This window comes from Streptomyces daliensis (assembly GCF_054782395.1).
Map to the genome: position 1 here is coordinate 22,791 of NZ_BAAGSO010000139.1, position 15,163 is coordinate 37,953.

The 15,163-nt window shown below is 72.4% G+C and carries 15 protein-coding genes; 6 read left to right on the forward strand and 9 right to left on the reverse strand.

Annotation, left to right across the window (positions count from 1 at the left end):
• Positions 1 to 171: 171 nt before the first annotated feature.
• Positions 172 to 1,113: an NAD(P)H-binding protein gene (locus tag ACYVOO_RS40215; RefSeq protein ID WP_461020678.1), complete on the reverse strand. Its 942-nt coding sequence runs from the start codon at positions 1,111 to 1,113 to the stop codon at positions 172 to 174.
• A gap of 478 nt (positions 1,114 to 1,591) precedes the next feature.
• Here ACYVOO_RS40215 and ACYVOO_RS40220 point away from each other — a divergent pair, with 478 nt between their 5' ends.
• A complete protein-coding gene (locus tag ACYVOO_RS40220) occupies positions 1,592 to 2,278 on the forward strand; it encodes a PadR family transcriptional regulator (protein ID WP_461020679.1) in 687 nt (228 codons plus the stop codon).
• Positions 2,279 to 2,419: 141 nt separating this feature from the next.
• Here ACYVOO_RS40220 and ACYVOO_RS40225 read toward each other — a convergent pair whose 3' ends face one another.
• Both ACYVOO_RS40225 and ACYVOO_RS40230 read right to left on the reverse strand, forming a co-directional pair.
• A complete protein-coding gene (locus ACYVOO_RS40225) occupies positions 2,420 to 3,157 on the reverse strand; it encodes a DUF4232 domain-containing protein (protein ID WP_461020680.1) in 738 nt (245 codons plus the stop codon).
• 236 nt (positions 3,158 to 3,393) lie between these two features.
• Complete coding sequence (locus ACYVOO_RS40230; RefSeq protein WP_461020681.1) at positions 3,394 to 3,603, reverse strand: hypothetical protein; 210 nt, start codon at positions 3,601 to 3,603, stop codon at positions 3,394 to 3,396.
• Positions 3,604 to 3,919: 316 nt separating this feature from the next.
• Here ACYVOO_RS40230 and ACYVOO_RS40235 point away from each other — a divergent pair, with 316 nt between their 5' ends.
• Both ACYVOO_RS40235 and ACYVOO_RS40240 read left to right on the forward strand, forming a co-directional pair.
• Entirely contained in the window at positions 3,920 to 4,390 is a 471-nt protein-coding gene (locus ACYVOO_RS40235; RefSeq protein WP_461020704.1) for a Clp protease N-terminal domain-containing protein, read from the forward strand.
• 12 nt (positions 4,391 to 4,402) lie between these two features.
• The gene (locus ACYVOO_RS40240) at positions 4,403 to 5,446 is read left to right on the forward strand and encodes an EamA family transporter (RefSeq protein ID WP_461020682.1); all 1,044 of its coding nucleotides are present in this window, start codon (positions 4,403 to 4,405) and stop codon (positions 5,444 to 5,446) included.
• 102 nt (positions 5,447 to 5,548) lie between these two features.
• Here the strand turns inward: ACYVOO_RS40240 and ACYVOO_RS40245 are convergent, their stop codons facing one another.
• Together ACYVOO_RS40245 and ACYVOO_RS40250 are read right to left on the reverse strand one after the other, a co-directional pair.
• Complete coding sequence (locus ACYVOO_RS40245) at positions 5,549 to 6,229, reverse strand: FMN-binding negative transcriptional regulator (RefSeq protein ID WP_461020683.1); 681 nt, start codon at positions 6,227 to 6,229, stop codon at positions 5,549 to 5,551.
• A gap of 62 nt (positions 6,230 to 6,291) precedes the next feature.
• The gene (locus tag ACYVOO_RS40250) at positions 6,292 to 7,071 is read right to left on the reverse strand and encodes a pyridoxamine 5'-phosphate oxidase family protein (protein WP_461020684.1); all 780 of its coding nucleotides are present in this window, start codon (positions 7,069 to 7,071) and stop codon (positions 6,292 to 6,294) included.
• A 46-nt stretch (positions 7,072 to 7,117) separates the two neighbouring features.
• Between ACYVOO_RS40250 and ACYVOO_RS40255 the strand changes: the two genes are divergently transcribed.
• Entirely contained in the window at positions 7,118 to 8,449 is a 1,332-nt protein-coding gene (locus ACYVOO_RS40255; RefSeq protein WP_461020685.1) for an aminotransferase class I/II-fold pyridoxal phosphate-dependent enzyme, read from the forward strand.
• A gap of 33 nt (positions 8,450 to 8,482) precedes the next feature.
• On the opposite strand, the gene ACYVOO_RS40260 is transcribed toward ACYVOO_RS40255, so the two are convergent.
• Positions 8,483 to 8,947 (reverse strand): pyridoxamine 5'-phosphate oxidase family protein, encoded by a 465-nt coding sequence (locus tag ACYVOO_RS40260; protein WP_453349116.1) that lies wholly within the window; start codon positions 8,945 to 8,947, stop codon positions 8,483 to 8,485.
• Positions 8,948 to 9,083: 136 nt separating this feature from the next.
• On the opposite strand from ACYVOO_RS40260, the gene ACYVOO_RS40265 reads away from it, so the two are divergent.
• Entirely contained in the window at positions 9,084 to 9,767 is a 684-nt protein-coding gene (locus tag ACYVOO_RS40265; protein WP_461020686.1) for a cysteine hydrolase family protein, read from the forward strand.
• Between the two features lie 34 nt (positions 9,768 to 9,801).
• Here the strand turns inward: ACYVOO_RS40265 and ACYVOO_RS40270 are convergent, their stop codons facing one another.
• The 3 genes from ACYVOO_RS40270 to ACYVOO_RS40280 all read right to left on the reverse strand — a co-directional run bounded on the left by ACYVOO_RS40270 (position 9,802) and on the right by ACYVOO_RS40280 (position 13,429).
• The gene (locus tag ACYVOO_RS40270) at positions 9,802 to 10,416 is read right to left on the reverse strand and encodes a DUF1707 SHOCT-like domain-containing protein (protein WP_461020687.1); all 615 of its coding nucleotides are present in this window, start codon (positions 10,414 to 10,416) and stop codon (positions 9,802 to 9,804) included.
• Between the two features lie 79 nt (positions 10,417 to 10,495).
• A complete protein-coding gene (locus tag ACYVOO_RS40275) occupies positions 10,496 to 10,999 on the reverse strand; it encodes a Rieske (2Fe-2S) protein (RefSeq protein ID WP_461020688.1) in 504 nt (167 codons plus the stop codon).
• A gap of 87 nt (positions 11,000 to 11,086) precedes the next feature.
• On the reverse strand, positions 11,087 to 13,429 hold the full coding sequence (locus tag ACYVOO_RS40280) for an alpha/beta fold hydrolase (protein ID WP_461020689.1): 2,343 nt from the start codon (positions 13,427 to 13,429) through the stop codon (positions 11,087 to 11,089).
• Positions 13,430 to 13,567: 138 nt separating this feature from the next.
• On the opposite strand from ACYVOO_RS40280, the gene ACYVOO_RS40285 reads away from it, so the two are divergent.
• Positions 13,568 to 15,160, forward strand: a complete 1,593-nt coding sequence (locus ACYVOO_RS40285) for a hypothetical protein (protein WP_461020690.1) — start codon at positions 13,568 to 13,570, stop codon at positions 15,158 to 15,160.
• Positions 15,161 to 15,163 lie beyond the last annotated feature (3 nt).

The window sequence follows — 15,163 nt, forward strand, 5'->3', positions numbered from 1 at the left end:
CACCGGCCGGCTCCGTCGGCCGAGTGGACGACCGTGCGCGGACCCAGAAACTCGACCGTCATCGTCTCGGAGCTCAGATCCCGGATGCAGAGGAGATGGAACAGCACCGGCAGCGTCAACAGCCGATCCCCGGTGGCGTCTGCACGGTCCCAGATGGCCTGTCCCGTCTCATCAGATCTTGGAGGTTTTCTGGCCAGGCTCCGCGGCAGCGCTTGAGTTGGCCCCACTGAGCGCGTTGTTGGCCCGCTCGGCAGCGTCCGGCTCTCTCACCTGTGCTGATAGGACGTCGCGGAGAGCGAGGGGGAGGCGGCCAGTCAGCCGGGTGTAGTCGTTGCAGACTCGATCCCAGCGCTGCTCGCGCACCGAGGCGAACATGGACGAGAAGGCGTAGAGCCACCAGGGATCCAGGCCGGTCGCCGCCGCCTCGGCGCAGTACGTGTCAGCCGGGATGTCCACGTAGGCGACAGGCGTCTCCCACGCCTCCGCCGTGACCGAGGCGATGCCTGCCAGGTCCGTCACCTCGGGGCCGGTGATGTCATGGTGACGCCCGGTCGGCTCACCCACCGCGAGCGCGGCGAGGGCGCGGGCCACGTCGTCGCGCGCCACTAGGGAGATCCGGCCATCCGCGGCCGGGAGCCGCAGCAGCCCAGTCGCACGTGCCTCGGTGAGCCAGGATTGGAAGAACTCGATGTACAGCGAAGCCCTGGCGAACGAGTACGGGACGCCGGAGGCCAGGAGCAGGTCCTCGGTAAGCCGGTTGACCACGGCATAGCAGAACGGGGACGCCATGTCGGCGTCGACGCTGCTCAGCGCCGCGACATGGCCGACACACTCGGCTGCCGCGGCGGCGACAACGTTGCGGTGGTGCAGCAGCATCCGTGCATCGGGCCCGTCACTGGAGACGAAGACCAGAGTGTCCACATCCTTCAGCGCCGCACGCAGCGCGGGCGGATCAGCGTAGTCGGCGACGGCGACTTCCACCTGCGCCGGCAATGCCTCCGTAGGTAGTTTCCGCCTGGTCATCGCTACGACGTCCAGGCTGTCCTGGCCCGCGAGCAACTGCACCACCCGCCCGCCCAGGCCGCCCGCTGCCCCCGTCACTGCGATGCGCATCGTTGCCCCCGTCGCCTTGTCAGCGGACGAGCGTCACAGTATCTGGCACCCGCCCCCGCTCTGTGCGAAGTCCTATCGGCACAGGTGAGAGAGCCGGGCACTGCCGAGTGGGAGTTCGGTCAGCATCGAGATCCGAGACGTCCGGCGGAGCCTCACCCCCGCAGGACGCTGCCTCCATCCATGACACGACCGTCGCGGATGCCGTGAGACAAGCCACACGGATTGGGACGCGAGTCACCCCAGCGAGTTACCTCGCCCTCGACAACAACCATCGAACGTGAGATTGGATGGCTGCCCTGCTCAGGCGAGTGAGACTCCTCCAAGTTCAGCGAGACGGGACACGGCCGACGCCGAGGCAATCAACCTTCACTGCGACAGGACAGAGGTGTGTCGGGGTGGGGTATTGCTAAGCGAACTCTTCCGATATATCGTTGAGGCATCGCGACAGATCAACGACTAGTGAGAAGGAGTGTCGACGATGCGTACAGAAGGACATGAGCACGCCCATGGGGGCGGACGCGGCCGTGGGGGTCGCGGACCCGGTGGTTTCGGTGGCCCTGGCGGGCCCGGTGGATTCGGCGGTTTCGGGGGCTTCGGCGGCCCGGGAGGGGGTGGCTTCGGCGGCGGCGAGCGGCTGCGTGCCGCCTTCGGCCCCTTCGGGCCGCCCTTCGGTGACGGCCCGCCCTTCGGCGGCCGTGGCCGCGGCCACGGGGGACGGCGCGGAAGGGCGCGGCGCGGCGACGTGCGGGCCTCGATCCTGGCCCTCCTCAAGGACCGCCCCATGCACGGCTACGAGATGATCCAGGAGATCGACGAGCGCAGTGGCGGAGCCTGGAAGCCGAGCCCCGGCTCGGTGTATCCCACCCTCCAGATGCTGGAGGACGAAGGGCTGATCAGCAGCGAGAGCGAGGGCGGAAAGAAGCTGTTCGCGCTCACCGAGTCCGGCCGTACCGAGGCCGAGTCCGGCCCCGAGGCCCCCTGGGAGGAGGCCGGGCGCGGCGTCGACTGGGAAGCACTGCACGAGGTGCGCAAGGCGGGCGGCGGCCTGGCCAGCGCCTTCCAACAGGTGTGGGCCACCGGCTCCGCCGAGCAGCGCGACAAGGCGCTCGAGGTGGTCAACGAGGCCCGCAAGAAGCTGTATCTGATCCTCGCCGAGGAGGACTGACCCCTGCAGGGGAGGGGTGATCCCCTGCAGGGGAGGACCGGCTTCCCGGATACGAGAGAGCCCGGGGCCCGGGAGCGCGCGCGATCCGTCGCGTGCCCTCCGGCCCCGGGCTCCCGTGTTGCCCGCTGGTCGCGCCCGCCGTCAGCGCGCCGGGCCGTCGCCGGCGCGCAGTGCCCGTTCCTCCACGTGCCCGGTCCCGCAGACGCTCCCCAGCTTCCACTTCGCGGAGTCGGCCTCGCGCTGGTCGGGCGGGATCACGCGGAGCGCCGCGGGGGTCGGGCAGCTTCCGTCGTCCGGGTCGCCTTCACCGGGGACGACGGTCCAGTGCAGGCGGCTCCAGGCGCGCTCGCCGGGCTGGAGGGTGAGCTGGGTGGCGGACTGGGAGCGGTCGCGCACGGTTGTGGTCGGGATCGGGTCGCCGTCGGCGCGGAGGAACTGGAGGCCGGGCCAGCCCTGGGTGCGGCAGGGCGCGCCGGAGGTGTTGGTGACCACCAGCGCCGCGTAGCGGTTGCCCGCTCCCGCTTCGAGGGCGCGGACCGAGGGGGTGAGCGCGGAGGTGGCGCACCAGGCGGGGGCCCCGCCGCCACGGGCACTGTCGGCTCCCTCGCCGTCGCTCTTCGGTGCTGCCTGACCGGGCGGCGAACTGGCCGCCGACCCGGCGGGAGCGGACGTGCTGTCCTCGCCGGAACCGGAACCGGAACCGGAACCGGAACCGGAACCGGGTACGGAGGCCGCGGCCGACGAGGGGGCGGAGGGCGAACGCGCGCCGTCCGCGGGTGAGACGGTGCCCGCGCCGCACCCGGCGAGGGCGGGGGTGACGGCCAGAGCGGCGACGACGGCGAGAGCGGCGGGCGCGGAGCGTGCATGGGGCCGGGCCATGAGGTCTCCAGTGGTTGCCGTGCGGAGAGTTGTGTGCTTGGACTGCCGGTCTGCGTAGGGGGTTCCCCGTACCGCTCAGATCACGCCAACTCCGTGTGTCGTCACCCTCCATGGGTGACGGGCGGCGTCAGCGGACATGGGGGACATGCGCCATTTCGCCTCGCCAGTGGCCGACACGGGGGCGGTGAGGTGGTGGCGGGAGCGGTGAAGGGTAGCGGTGGCGGGAGCGGTGACGCTCAGTCCCGGAGCCGCCAGATCTCGGCCGTGTCGAAGGAGTCGAGCGCGCGGGGGAGCAGCGAGTCGTCGTGCGCGTGGAACGCCGACCAGAACAGATCGCCGGGCAGCGCGTCGCAGGGCGCGTAGACCCGGTACACGTACTCCTTGCCGTCGATCGCGAGCAGCGCCACCAGCCAGCTCTCCAGTACGGGCTGGGTGCGGGTGGCCATCGGTCTCCTCGGCCGGGGGCGTGGCGGGACGGTCGTGCGCGGGAGGCGGGGACACCGTCGGATGTCATGGACCGCTTCGCCCAGTGGGACGTGGAAGCGGGCGTTCAGGTTGCGTCTTCTCGCCAAGATCGCGCCTCCTCCCCAAGGAGGAGAGGCGGGGCGCCATACCCGACCTCAGTGGGACCCGCATATGCCCCGGGGTGCCGATGTCCAAAAAGCGCGCATGTGATGTGGTGGTTGCGTGGAGATCCGTACATCGTCCAGTCAGCCCGTCGACAGGGGAGCCGACGACCAGCTCAGCGAGCGGCTGGCGTCGATGGTGACGACGGCGCGCAGGCGCGCCGCGCGGGACGGCGACCGCCAGATCGACACGGCCCATCTGCTCCACAGCCTCCTGGAGTCAGACCCGGAGGTGTGGGAACTCCTGGACGGCGGCGGCCCGCAGATGGGGAAGCTGCTGGGCTATCTCGTGCAGCGCAGCATCGGCTACGGGCTGCGCTGGCAGGGCGCCGTCGAGGACTCCGGAGCGGTGCCCGCCGTCGCGGACCAGCCCGGAGCCGTCCCCGGATGGTCGCCGACGGCCTCGGCGGCGATGGATCTCGCACTGCGCAGGGCCTGGCGCCGGGGCGCGCCGGCGGCCGAGGGCATCGACCTGTTCGCGGGGCTCGTGGCGGACGAGGAGTGCCGGGGCGTGGAGGTGCTGCGGCGCGCTGGAGTGGACACGGGGCGGCTGGCCGTACGCCTCGGAGTCAGGAGCAACACGGGTGACACTGCTGTTGGCTCCTGACATCATGTGGCAATGCACGCCACCTCCACCGCGCCGGCCGCCCCGGGCCGGAACTCTGGAATCGCCATCGCGCTGCTCTCGGCCTTCGCCTACGGCGGTTCAGGGCCCGCGGCCAAACCGCTGATCGAGGCGGGCCTCGATCCCCTGCATGTCACCTGGCTGCGGGCGGCCGGTGCCGCGCTCGTGATGCTCCCGCTGGCCTGGCGCCACCGTGCGCTGCTGCGGGAACGGCCGGGGCTGCTGGCCGGGTACGGGCTGCTGGCCGTCGCCGGTGTGCAGGCGTGCTACTTCGCCGCGCTCTCCCGTATCCCCGTCGGGGTCGCGCTGCTCATCGAGTATCTCGCGCCCGCGCTTGTGCTCGGATGGGTGCGTTTCGTGCAGCGGCGGCCCGTGACCAGGGCCGCGGCCGTGGGTGTGGTGCTCGCCGTCGGCGGGCTGGCCTGCGTGGTCGAGGTGTGGGCCGGGCTGAGCGTGGACCCCGTCGGGCTGCTGCTGGCGCTGGGCGCCGCGTGCTGCCAGACGGCGTACTTCGTACTGTCCGACCACGGCAGCTCGGCCAAGGACGGCAAGCGGGCCGCCGACCCGATCGGGGTCATCGCCTACGGGCTGCTGTTCGGCGCCGTCGTCCTCACCGTCGTCGCCCGCCCCTGGCGGATGGACTGGGCCGTGCTCGGCGGACAGGCCCCGATGGACGGCACGTCCGTGCCAGGGCTCGCGCTGCTGGCGTGGATCGTCCTGGTGGCGACGGTGCTGGCCTACCTCACCGGCGTCATCTCGGTACGCAGGCTATCGCCCCAGGTCGCGGGAGTCGTCGCCTGCCTGGAGGCGGTCATCGCGACCGTGCTCGCGTGGGTGCTGCTGGGCGAGCATCTGTCGCCCGTGCAGGTCGTCGGCGGTGCGGTCGTGCTGCTGGGCGCTTTCATCGCGCAGTCTTCGGCGCCGAAGGGCGGTACGGGAGGCGGCCAGGGGGAGTTGGTCGCCTCCGGCGGCGCCGGGCACGCCGACGCAGCACCGGACAGCGGCGCCCGCCCGCCCCGCACGGCGCCCACCCCCTGACGCACCCCGCACGGCGCCCCCCTGACGCGCCACGGGCGGCCCGGCCCCGGGGGTGGGCGGTTCGCGACGGGCGGGCCCGTACGCGTTCCGGCCCCGTACGTGTCACGGCGCCGTGGCGCCCCGTCGCAACTGGAGGTCGCGCGCGCTCGCGTCACGCGGCCCGCCCCGCGCGGCGAGACCCTCCGCGATGCGCTGCCGCACCGCGTCCGTCCGGTGCCCCGCGTACTTGAACTTCGCCCGGACGTCCGTGACCTCCAGCCGCAGCCCGCGAATGCCGGACAGCAGCCGCCCGTACGGCGCCTCTCCCGCCGTCACGGGCGCCGAACCGCCCTCGGGCTGGAAGTGGTCCATCTGGGCGCGCAGCAGCGCGGCCTTCTCCTCAGGGCCGTCGACGATGTGCGCGGTGCAGCGCAACTGGACGGCGGCGTAGAGGCTGGTGGGGACGCCGTGCTCCGGTGGCGTGTCCTCGGGCGCCTGCCAGGGGCCGGGGACGAAGACGTAGTCGTCCACGACGCTGAGCAGCACCTCCGGGGCCGCGTCCAGCGCGGGCCACAGGGGGTTCGGACGGGCGAGGTGGGCGAGGACGCTGCCCAGTGTGCCGCCGTCCGACGTGCTCCGGGTGCTCTGCGTACTTCGCGTGCTTTGGTACGCGAAGTGCAGGGGCTGGACGAGGGGCGGCTCTCCGGGGCCGCCGTTCACGGCGAGCTGGCCGAAGTCGTGGCCCGCGAGCCACCGTTGCCACTCCGCGTCGTCGCGGGCGGCGTCCCAGGGGTGGATGAGCATGGGGTTCGGGTCTCCTTGTGGTGGGTGCTGTGTGCGCGTGCGGTGCGCGGCGGGCTACGGGATCAGCGCCCCTCCGCGCCGTTCACCGCGCCGTTCGCCGTGCCGTCCCCGCCGTGGGCCGTGGCGAGGGCCTCGGGCGCGAGATAGCCGGGCAGCCCGATGCCGGGCGCGAGGTCGTCGGCGGGGACGGGCGTGCCGTACGTACGGGTCACGGGGACGACACCGGTCCAGTACGGGAGGCCGAGGTCCTCCTCGTCGTCGCTCGGGCCCTTGGCGCGGATCTTGGCGGAGACCTCTTCGAGATCCAGCCGGAGGACGGCGGTGGCGGCCAGCTCCTTCGGGTTCGCGGGCCGGGAGTCGGCGGCGCGCCCCGGGACGATGTGATCGGTGAGCGCGTCGAGCGCGGCGGACCGCTCCTCGCGCTCCGTGACCTGGACGGCCGTGCCGTGCACCACGACGGAGCGGTAGTTGATGGAGTGGTGGAAGGCCGAGCGCGCGAGCACCAGTCCGTCGACGTGCGTCACGGTCAGGCAGACGGGCAGCCCGGGGTCCTGCTCGCCGGCCTCCCGCAGGGGCCGGGAGCCGGTGGAGCCGTGGACGTAGAGCCGCTCTCCCACTCGTGCGTAGAGCGTGGGCAGCACCACGGGCGCGCCGTCGCGCACGAAGCCGAGGTGGCAGAGGTAACCGGCGTCGAGTATCGAATGGACCACCTCGCGGTCGTACGTCGCCCGCTCGCGGGCCCGGGTCGGGACGGTGCGCTCGGTGGGGGAGTACGGGCCGGGAGTGGAGGGGGTGTCGGCGGAGGAAGTGTCGGTGGAGGGGGCGTTGGCCGGGATGGGCATGGGATTCTCCTTGCGCAGGTATTTGTACTAGTGCATACTTGGCTTTGTGCTAGGAGAGTATCGGATCGCAGGTCGTCGTGCAGCCGAGATTGCCGAGAGTGTGGAGCGGGGGGTGGGTGCGGGAGAGCTGATACCGGGTGAAGTGCTGCCGCCGATGCGGGAGTTGGCGGTCGAGCTGGGGGTGAATCCGAACACGGTGGCTGCGGCCTATCGCACCCTGCGCGAGCGCGGGGTGATCGAGACGGCGGGGCGGCGCGGCAGCCGGGTGCGTGATCGTCCTGCCAGCACGGCCCGCGAGGCCATCCGCGTGGAGGTCCCGGAGGGGGCCATGGACATAGCGCAGGGCAATCCGGATGTCGCGCTGCTGCCGTCGCTGAGCGAGGCGCTGAGGGTGGCGGCCGAGCGCGCGGCGCGCCGCCCCGCGCTCTATGGCACTCCCGCCGTCGACGACTCCCTCGCCCGCACAGCGCGCGCCGCGTTCGACGAGGACGGTGTCCCCGAGGGGCCCGTGGGGCTGACGTCCGGGTCGCTGGACGCCATCGAGCGGGTGCTGAACGCGCATCTGAAACCGGGTGACGCCGTGGCCGTCGAGGATCCGGGGTGGGGCAGCCTGCTCGATCTCGTCCCGGCCCTCGGGCTGCGCCCCGTCCCGGTGGCCGTGGACGATGACGGGCCGTCGGCCGAGGGCGCCGAGCGCGCGCTGCGCCAGGGTGCGCGGGCCCTGATCGTCACCGACCGCGCCCAGAACCCCACCGGCGCCGCGCTCTCGGCCGAGCGCGCGAGAGAGCTGCGGGCGGTGCTGGCCGCGCACCCCGGCACCCTCCTGATCGAGGACGATCACGGCCACGGCATCGTCGGCCTCCCGCTGCACCCGCTGGCGGGCGGGACGGACCACTGGGCGCTGGTGCGCTCCACCGCCAAGGCGTACGGGCCGGATCTGCGCCTGGCCGTGCTCACCGGTGACGAGGTCACGGTCGGCCGGGTGCGCGGGCGGCAGCGGCTCGGTCCCGGCTGGGTCAGCCATCTGCTCCAGGACGCGGTCGCGCACCTGTGGGAGACGGCCGCCGTCGACGCACGGGAGGTGGCCCGAGCCTATGGGGAGCGGCGGGACGCGCTGGTCGGAGCCCTGGCCGCGCGGGGTGTCGAGGCGCACGGCCGCAGCGGGATGAACGTCTGGGTGCCCGTCCCGGACGAGACGGGCGCCGTCACCCGGCTGCTGCACGAGGGGTGGGCCGTGGCCCCCGGAGCCCGGTTCCGCCTCGCCTCGCCTCCAGGGGTGCGGCTGACGGTCTCACCCCTCACCGAGGACGACATCGTGCCGCTGGCCGACGCGGTGGCGAGGGTGCTGATACCGGCGGAGGCGCGGCGCTATGAATGAGTGAAGGAGGAGGAGCGACGGGGGAGAGGGGGATCAGATTTTGCGGAAGTCCCAGGAGACCACGGACTGCGGGGTCAGACGCAGCCACGCGTGCCGTTCGTCGTGCGGCATGTGGTCCAGGCCGAAGTATTTGGCGGCGAAGAGCCGTTCGGGCGCCGTCAGCTCCGGGCACACCTCGCCCGTGCGCGGTGCTTCGCCGACGGACACGGCCTCACCGGTGAGTTCGACGCCTCGCAGTTCCATGTACTCCTCCCCGTCGTCCACGACCACCGCGATCCGCGGATCGCGCCGCAACTGGGCCCAGCGCTTGCTGCGGGTGATCGAGTAGAGCCAGAGCGCCTGGCCGTCCCAGCAGAACCACAGGGCTCCGACGTGTGGGGCGCCGTCGGAGCCGACCGTCGCGACCCGGCAGGTGCGCTGCTCGGTGAGGAACGCGTCCAGTTCCTCGGACGACATCATGATCCGGCGCCCCCGGCGCTGCTGATCCGTGACCGACATGGCTCTCTCCACTCTCCGCCCGACTCCTGATGAGGTGTCAGAAAATCATGAGGGCTCTTCCGTCCGTGCGCAATGCCTCCTATCCTCCGGCCTGGCCCAGGCCGGGGTGTCCCGTCCGTCACCGTGAGGAGCGCAGATGGCAGCGAACGCGGCAGGCAGCACGGACGGCGGGGGCGGAGAGGGCTCCACCGCGCGGGAGCGCCTCGCGGCCACGGTGGAGCCCGGGAGCACGGCGCTGCTCACCGTCGAGTGCCAGCGTGGCGTCGTGGGGGAGGAGAGCGCGCTGCCCGAACTGGCGCGGGCGGCACGGGAGTCGGGCGCTCTTGACCACGTCGCGCAGCTCACGCGGGCCGCGCACGCGGCGGGGGTGCAGGTGCTGCACGCGGTCGCCGAGCGTCGTCCCGACGGCCGGGGCTCGAACAGCAACGCGCGCCTGTTCAGGGCGGCCGAGCGGCTGCCCGTGCGGCAGCTGACCGGTTCCTCGGCCGTGCGCGTCGCCGAACCCGTGCCCGTCGCGGAGGAGGACATCGTCGTGCGCAGGCTGCACGGGCTGTCGCCCCTCGCCGGGACGGATGTGGACCCGCTGCTGCGCAACCTGGGGATACGGTCGCTGGTCGTCGTGGGGGTCTCCGCGAACGTGGCGATACCCAACGCGGTCTTCGACGCAGTCAACCTCGGCTACACCGCCGTCGTCCCCGAGGACGCCATCGCCGGTGTGCCCGAGGACTACACACCGGCGATGATCCGCCACACCCTCGCCCTCGTCGCCACCGTCACCAGGACGGCGGACGTGGTGGGCGTGTGGCAGCAGAAGCGCTGACACGCCCCGGCGGACGGCACGGCCAAGGGTTCTGCTAACGGCCGCGCTTGAGTCTGCGGCGTTCGCGGAAGTTGGGGTGGCGGACGATCACGCCGCCCATGCCCGCGTTGCCCGTGAGACGGATCAGCGGGGTGCCGGGCAGGCGGTCGGGCGTCGTTTTGTCCTGTACGCCGCCGATCTCGGGTTCCACGTCGTCCGTCTCCGCGGCCCAGTCGCCGGGGATGACGATGGTGACGCCCGCCATCTGGCCGTGCACCTCCACCTCCACCTCGGGCAGCCGGGTTTCGGTCAGGGTGAAGTCGAGCGTGACGCCCCCGATGTTGCCGTACGCGGCGATCCGTCCGGGCACCTGCCAGCGCCCCGTGCGTGACGCGCCGTGCATGCCGCCCTTGAGGATCAGCGGTTCCTTCCGCTCCGGAGGGCCGACGGGCCGCTCGGGGGAGTCGACGGGCGGCAGATCGGCGGTGAGCGGTGCCAGATCGCCGAAGGTCTTGGCGGTGAGTGCCTGGCCCAGCCGGGTGTCCAGCTCGTCCATCTCCAGACGGCCTTCGGCAGCCGCTTCCCGCAGTTGGTCCACGACCCTCTCGCGGTCGGCGTGAGAAACGCGTAGGGCACTGTGCGCCGCGGGTTCCGGGCGTTGGGCTGTCATGGGCGAAATCATACGGACGGCAGGCGCGCGCCCCCACCACGCGCCTGCCGCACGCCCCCGCCTCACGCTGTGCTGGAGCTCAGTCGTCGAGCCGCACGGTGCCGCCCTCCACCGAGACCTTGGCGCTGGGCAGCGGCCGGGTCGCGGGGCCGCCGGAGACGCTGCCGTCGGAGATGCTGAAACTGCTGCCGTGACAGGGGCACTTGATGGTTCCGTTCGCCACCTCCGTCACGAGGCAGCCCTTGTGCGTGCAGGTGGCCGAGTACGCCTTGTACTGCCCCGCGCTGGGCTGGGTCACCACCACCTTCTGCTCCTTGAAGACCTTGCCCCCTCCCTCGGGGATGTCGGCCGCCTTGCCCAACTCCTGGCCCTCACCGGCACCGGACCCGTCCTCGGCGTCCTCTCCCGCATCGCCCTCGGGCGCGGCATCGCCCGCTTCCTGCCCGTCTTCCTCCCCCGAGCCGCCGCAGGCGACGAGCGCGGTGGCGAGCCCGACTGTGCCCGCGGCCGCGAGGACGGACCGGCGTGAGGCGAGATGTGAGGTGCGTCGTGAAGTGAGACGTGAGGTGAGAGAGGCGTTCATGACGGCACTTCCCTTCCGTGGACAACCCTCGTGGAACAACTCCGTGCAACGGTTCTCCAGGCCATACGGAACGCGGCGGCGCCGCGTTCATCCCCGTACCGGATCCGCCTGCGAGCGCCCCGCCCCGTGGTCAGCGGGCTCCGTACGCGCCGCGTCCGCGCGCCCCGCGAGTGCGTCGCGCAGGAACCGGAGCTGGAACCCGAGCAGTGCCTCGGCCGCGGCCTCGTCCGTCACCATGTGCGACTGTCCGGGCAGCGGCAGCACGGTGTGCTCCCGTCCGGCCGCCAGCAGCGCGGCCGACAGGCGCAGCGTGTTCGCGAAGGCCACGTTGTCGTCGGTGGTCCCATGCACCAGCAGGAGTGGGCGCCGCAGCAGCGGGGCCTCGGCCAGCAGCGAGCAGCGGTCGTAGTTCTCGGGCTCCTCGTCGGGGTGCCCCAGGAAGCGTTCCTTCCAGTGCGTGTCGTAGAGCCGCTGGTCCGAGGGTGCCGCTCCGGCGACGGCGGCGTGGAACACGTCGGGGTGGCGCAGTACGGCCGCCGTCGCGAGGATGCCCCCGAAGGACCAGCCGCGGATCGCCACCCGCCCCAGATCCAGGTACGGACGGGAACGGGCCGCCGTGCGCAGCGCGTCGATCTGGTCCGCCAGCACGGGCGTGAGCTGATCGCCCCTGACGGCCTTCTCCCAGGCGGGGCCGCGGCCCGGGGTGCCCCTCCCGTCGGTGACCAGCACGGCGAAGCCCTGTTCGGCGAACCACTGCGACACGCATGTGCTCCAGTGCCTGGCCCGCATCACCTGGCGGGCGCCGGGGCCGCTGTAGGGGTCGAGCAGTACGGGGAGCGGGGCCGTGCCGGGCGCGCCGGGCTCGTACCAGGACGGCAGGAACAGCGCGCTGCGCAACTGGCGGTCGCCGAGGGACAGGAAGAAGGGGCGGGGGAGGACCGAGGGCTCCTCGGCGCGCGAGGCGATGAACCCCCGCTTCCGCACAGCGCCCCGGAGCCCACTCCCCGCCTCCGTCTCCGCCGCATGCGCCACGCGCACCACGCTCACCTCCTGCCCGTCGCGGGTGAGCGAGTCCAGGACGAGGGTGTCGCCGCCCATGGCGGCGCGGTGACTGCCCGGCGTGTCGCTGATCCGCAGGCACCCCTGTCCGGGCGCGTACCTCCACACATGTTCCTCGGTCGGGTCCTCACCCGCGGTGAAGAGCACCGACTCCCCTTGCGTGCCGAGCACTTCGCCCAGTTGCAGCCCCACAGGTGTGACCGTCTCCCCGCCGACCCGCAGCCGTCTCGTGTCCCCGCTCTCGTACGGACTCACCAGCGCCCCGGAGGCCGTACGGCACCAGGCGCCCGGCACGATCTCCACCCACCACGGGTCGCGCTGCTCCTCCAGCACCCGGGTCGCTCCCGAGGCCGGGTCGACGGCGAGGGTGCGCAGGGTCCGCTGGTCGCGGCTCAGCACGGTGACCAGCGGACCGTGTCCGTCCCAGCCCGCGGTGACGACGTACTCGAAGGCGGCCCTGTCCCAGTCCACGTCCACGCGCCGCCCGTCGAGGTGGAGGAGGTGGAGGGAGACGTCCGCGTTGGCGGTCCCCGCGGCCGGGTAGCGGGTCATGCGCGGGGGCGCCGCCGGGTCGGCCGGGTCGGTGATCCAGCGACGGTGCACCCGCGAGGTGTCGACGCGCGCCGCCAGCAGTGCCCCGCCGTCCGGCGCCCACCAGTACCCGTGCATGCGCCCCATCGACTCGGCCGACACATAGTCGGTCAGCCCGTACGTCACCTCGGGGCCCTCCGGCGCGGCGAGCCGCATCTCGCCGGTGCCGTCGGGCCGTACGACGTGCAGGGCACCGCCCGTCACGTAGGCGATCAGCCGTCCGTCGGGCGAGGGGCGCGGGCCGGCGACGGGCCCCGCCGCCGGTACGGGGGAGGGCCCGGCCCCTCCACCGGCCCCCTCTCCGGCCCCGGCCCCTCCACCGGCACCCTTCGCATCGCCCCCGTCCCCGCCCCCGTCCCCGCCCTCCGCACGCACCGCCCACAGCGTCCCGCCGAGCGCGAAGACCACGAGACGCGCTTCGGCGTCGGCCGCGAACGAGGTCACACCCTCCGTCTGCTCCCGCAGCCGCTCCCTGCGCGACCGCTCCGCCTCGGTGACCGGGCCCGAGGGAACGGAGGTGAGCGCGCGGGGGTCGGCCAGCAGCCGTTCCGCACCGTCCTCCCACGCCCACAGCCGCCCCACCGGATCGGCGCCCCCGCCCGTCCGCAGAAACAGCACCCGCGCACCGCCGGGGGAGACGCGAGGGTGCCTGACCGTACCGAGCGAGAAGCGGCGCGTCCGCGCGAACTGCCGCGGAAACTCTGGTGCGTTGACCTGGTCGACCTCGTTGGCCTGGTTGGCCTGGTTGACCTCGTGGGGGAGTCCGGCTGATCTGTTCATGCCGTGACCATGCCATCGCCCGTGCGCACTCGGGAAGCGGCCACTGTCGAGCGTTGCGTCGCGTCGCGCCTGTTGCGTTGTCATGAAAAGCCTTCACCTTCCATGGACACTTCAGGTGGGCCAACCTACGTTCCACCCATGCCGAGCAGACCCCGACACCGCTGCGCTCTGACGTCGCTCCTCGCCGTCGCGGTGTTCGCGCTGCCGACCCCCGCGTACGCCGACGACATCCCGAAGGCACCGGGCCACCGGCTCGTCGAGCAGTACGAGGGCGCGCCCGCTGACCCGGCGCCCGTGCCCGGCACGGAGCCGCCGCAGCATCCGTACATGGCACCCAACGGACGCAGCGGCATGCACGCGGACGCCGCAGGCAGCGGCACGTACCCCTGGCAGGGGCCGCAGGGCCGCAACCCCGGGGTGAGCAGCGAGAAGATGGCGGCGCTCGGCGGCGAGTGCGCCACGGTCACCTTCGACGCGGAGGGCCGCATCGTCACCGTCTGCGGGACCTTCGAGGGGTTCCTGGTCAAGCTGCTCGACCCGGAGACCATGGACACGCTGGCCGAGTACAAGCTGCCGCAGCGGCCGTCCACGGTGGAGGCCATCACCCGGCTCGACTTCTCCCGTATCTTCAAGGACACCTCCGGCGGCGCCTACTCCTACCTCGACGACAAGGACCGCCTGGTGTTCGCCGACTCCCGGCAGCACATCCTGCGCCTCGCGCACGAACGCTCGGCGGACGGCGGTTGGCGCTTCGAGGTGACCGACGAGTGGGACCTCACCGCACACGTCCCGCACGACTGCGTCTCGTGGACCAACCTCTACCCGAGCGGCGAATGCGACCCGGTCACCTCCGTGATGCCCGACTGGGAGGGCCGCCTCTGGTGGGTGACGCGTCAGGGCCGCGTCGGCACCGTCGACCCGGACACGGGGACCGTCCGCTCCATCCGGCTCGAAGGCGAAGAGATCCAGAACTCCTTCTCCGTCGCCGAGGACGGCGTCTCCATCGTCTCCGACCACGCGCTCTACGGCTTCCGCGCCACCGACGACGGCACCCCGCGGGCGGTCTGGCGGCAGACGTACGACCGCGGCACGGGCAGCAAACCCGGCTCGGTGAACCAGGGTTCGGGAACCACCCCCGACCTGTTCGGCGCCGACGCAGAGAATGGCGGCGGCGAGAAATACGTCGCCATCACGGACAACGCCGACGACCGCATGAACGTCCTGGTGTACCGGCGCGGCGAGGACGTGCTCGACGACGAACGCCTGGTGTGCAAGGTACCCGTCTTCGGCAGCGGCGCCTCGACGACCGACAACTCGCTGATCAGTTGGGGCAACAGCCTGGTCGTCGAGAACAACTACGGCTACGAGAACATCACCTCGCTCACCTTCGGCCGCTCCGTGACCGGCGGCGCCACCCGCGTCGACGTGCGCGCGGACGGCAGCGGCTGCGACACCGTCTGGGAGAGCGACGTGCGCTCACCCTCGACGGTGCCGAAGCTCTCCACCGCGAGCGGGCTGCTCTACTTCTACGAGAAGCCGCCGAACGCCCTGGGCATCGACGCCTGGTATCTGACGGCCGTCGACTTCCGCACGGGCGAGCGCCGCTGGCGCCGTCTCGTCGGCACGGGCCTCGCCTATGACAACAACTGGGCGCCGGTGACCCTCGGTCCCGACGGTACGGCGTACGTGGGGGTGTTCAACGGCCTGACGGCAGTACGCGACACCCCTTGAGCA

Excerpts from the sequence above, each read along its gene's own strand:
- ACYVOO_RS40250 (WP_461020684.1), bottom strand. The coding sequence starts at position 7,071 with ATGCCCATCCCGGCCAACGCCCCCTCCACCGACACTTCCTCCGCCGAC.
- ACYVOO_RS40285 (WP_461020690.1), top strand. The coding sequence starts at position 13,568 with ATGCCGAGCAGACCCCGACACCGCTGCGCTCTGACGTCGCTCCTCGCC.
- ACYVOO_RS40215 (WP_461020678.1), bottom strand. The coding sequence starts at position 1,113 with ATGCGCATCGCAGTGACGGGGGCAGCGGGCGGCCTGGGCGGGCGGGTG.
- ACYVOO_RS40265 (WP_461020686.1), top strand. The coding sequence starts at position 9,084 with ATGGCAGCGAACGCGGCAGGCAGCACGGACGGCGGGGGCGGAGAGGGC.
- ACYVOO_RS40225 (WP_461020680.1), bottom strand. The coding sequence starts at position 3,157 with ATGGCCCGGCCCCATGCACGCTCCGCGCCCGCCGCTCTCGCCGTCGTC.
- ACYVOO_RS40235 (WP_461020704.1), top strand. The coding sequence starts at position 3,920 with ATGGTGACGACGGCGCGCAGGCGCGCCGCGCGGGACGGCGACCGCCAG.
- ACYVOO_RS40260 (WP_453349116.1), bottom strand. The coding sequence starts at position 8,947 with ATGTCGGTCACGGATCAGCAGCGCCGGGGGCGCCGGATCATGATGTCG.
- ACYVOO_RS40240 (WP_461020682.1), top strand. The coding sequence starts at position 4,403 with ATGCACGCCACCTCCACCGCGCCGGCCGCCCCGGGCCGGAACTCTGGA.
- ACYVOO_RS40275 (WP_461020688.1), bottom strand. The coding sequence starts at position 10,999 with ATGAACGCCTCTCTCACCTCACGTCTCACTTCACGACGCACCTCACAT.
- ACYVOO_RS40245 (WP_461020683.1), bottom strand. The coding sequence starts at position 6,229 with ATGCTCATCCACCCCTGGGACGCCGCCCGCGACGACGCGGAGTGGCAA.
- ACYVOO_RS40230 (WP_461020681.1), bottom strand. The coding sequence starts at position 3,603 with ATGGCCACCCGCACCCAGCCCGTACTGGAGAGCTGGCTGGTGGCGCTG.
- ACYVOO_RS40280 (WP_461020689.1), bottom strand. The coding sequence starts at position 13,429 with ATGAACAGATCAGCCGGACTCCCCCACGAGGTCAACCAGGCCAACCAG.
- ACYVOO_RS40270 (WP_461020687.1), bottom strand. The coding sequence starts at position 10,416 with ATGACAGCCCAACGCCCGGAACCCGCGGCGCACAGTGCCCTACGCGTT.
- ACYVOO_RS40220 (WP_461020679.1), top strand. The coding sequence starts at position 1,592 with ATGCGTACAGAAGGACATGAGCACGCCCATGGGGGCGGACGCGGCCGT.